Source organism: Microbacterium sp., from assembly GCF_030149085.1.
GTDB lineage: Bacteria > Actinomycetota > Actinomycetes > Actinomycetales > Microbacteriaceae > Microbacterium.
This window is the reverse complement of record NZ_JASBSF010000083.1, coordinates 1-2091: the sequence shown is the minus strand read 5'-3', so window position 1 is coordinate 2091 and position 2091 is coordinate 1. Positions and strand designations below refer to the sequence as shown.

Genomic DNA, 2091 nt, shown 5'->3' with positions numbered 1-2091 from the left:
AACAGCCGTACACGCGGTATCGGGGGAGCAGAGGGATGTCGAGACCCGGCCGCTGCTTCGGGTCGATGCTCCGGGGCTGCTGGCGACGATCCAGGATGCCGGGCGCCGGGGAGCCGGGTCGCTCGGCGTCTCGGTCTCTGGCGCTCTGGATCGCACCGCCCTGCGCACAGCCAATCGGCTCGTCGGAAACCCCGAGCACGCGGCGGGCCTCGAGATCACCGCGGGGGGATTCGAAGCCACCGCCCTCGCTGATGTGTGGATTGCCGTGACCGGCGCGTGGGGAGAGCTCACCATCGACGGAAACGACATCGACCACGGTGCGGCGCACCTGTGGCGGAGCGGAGAGCGTCTGCGAGTGGGGTGGTTCACGGCCGGCGTTCGCGCGTACCTCGCCCTCCGCGGGGGCATCGAGACCCGGGATGTCCTGGGTTCGGCCGCCACCGACACCCTCGCCGGCCTCGGGCCCACACCGCTCCGTGTTGCCACCGTGCTATCTGTCGGGGAACCGCCGGTTGACGACGTCCCGGCATCCGATCTCGCCCCCTGGAGTCCACCGCCGGCCGATCTGGTCGTCCGACTCATGTCCGGGCCGCGCGACGATGCCTTCACGCTGGCCTCGAGAAGGGCGCTGTTCGAGGCGACGTGGACGGTGGGTGCTGCGGCCGACCGGGTCGGCATGCGGCTCGAGGGCCCGCGCCTGGAGCGCAGCGACGCCGGAGAGCTGCCGAGCGAGGGAATGGTCCCGGGGGCGATCCAGGTGCCGCCGTCGGGCTCGCCGACGATCCTGCTCGCCGATGGGCCCGTGACCGGCGGCTACCCCGTGATCGCCACGGTTCTGGATGCCGATCTCGACCTGCTCGCCCAGGCGGGGCCGGGTGCGACCATCCACTTCCGGCACGCGCCTCAGCGCTGAGTCCGCCGGTTATACCGCACGAATTTGGACTCGTCAAGAATCCGGGTGGACACGGCGTGCCGGAACGCGTATAGTTGGTGGTTGCGCTCTTGGATTCCCCCTGCCCTCATATGGTGGTCGGCTGTGCCTGCGTGTCCCCGCTCGATGCGGTGCGAGACGCGTGGGTTTTCGGGGAGGACCGAACGCTTCACCTGACGACAAGGATAGTGCCCCGCCCGGGCCCACGGAGGTAATCCCCTTGGCTGCTGCGCGCAACGCAACCACCACCACATCCCCCAAGAACGGCCGCGGAGCTTCCCGCCTCTCGTTCGCCAAGATCTCCGACACGCTGACGGTCCCTGACCTGCTGGCGCTGCAGACCGAGTCCTTCGATTGGCTCGTCGGAAACGACGCATGGAAGGCCCGCCTCGCCGAGGCTGAGGCAGCCGGCCGCAACGACATCTCGGTCAAGAGCGGCCTCGAGGAGATCTTCGAGGAGATCTCGCCGATCGAGGACCTCAGCGAGACGATGCAGCTCTCGTTCACCAACCCCTACCTCGAGCCCGAGAAGTACTCGATCGAAGAGTGCAAGGAGCGCGGCAAGACCTACGCCGCCCCGCTGTACGTCGAGGCCGAGTTCATGAACCACCAGACCGGTGAGATCAAGACCCAGACGGTCTTCATGGGCGACTTCCCGCTGCAGACCGACAAGGGAACGTTCATCATCAACGGCACCGAGCGTGTCGTCGTCTCCCAGCTGGTGCGTTCGCCCGGTGTCTACTTCGACAAGACTCCCGACAAGACCTCCGACAAGGACATCGTCTCGGCGCGTATCATCCCGAGCCGCGGCGCCTGGCTCGAGTTCGAGATCGACAAGCGCGACCAGGTCGGCGTTCGCATCGACCGTAAGCGCAAGCAGTCCGTCACCGTGTTCCTCAAGGCCCTGGGTTTGACCAGCGAGCAGATCCTTGAGGAGTTCGCCGGTTTCGACTCCATCGAAGAGACCCTGTCGAAGGACACGATCCTCACGAAGGAAGACGCCCTTCGCGACATCTACCGCAAGCTCCGTCCGGGCGAGCAGGTCGCCGCTGAGGCTGCCCGTGCGCTGCTGGACAACTTCTACTTCAACGCCAAGCGCTACGACCTCGCCAAGGTCGGTCGCTACAAGATCAACCAGAAGCTCGGCCTCTCGGGTCCTC

At 66.9% G+C, this 2091-nt stretch carries 1 protein-coding gene and 1 pseudogene; both read left to right on the top strand.

What is annotated here, in order from left to right:
• Positions 1 to 913, top strand: a 913-nt coding sequence (locus tag Q1V87_RS03550; RefSeq protein ID WP_300590852.1) for a biotin-dependent carboxyltransferase family protein, incomplete at its 5' end; no start/stop codon positions are given.
• Positions 914 to 1151: 238 nt separating this feature from the next.
• Positions 1152 to 2091 (top strand): annotated as a pseudogene (locus Q1V87_RS03545) (DNA-directed RNA polymerase subunit beta); the annotation flags it as partial.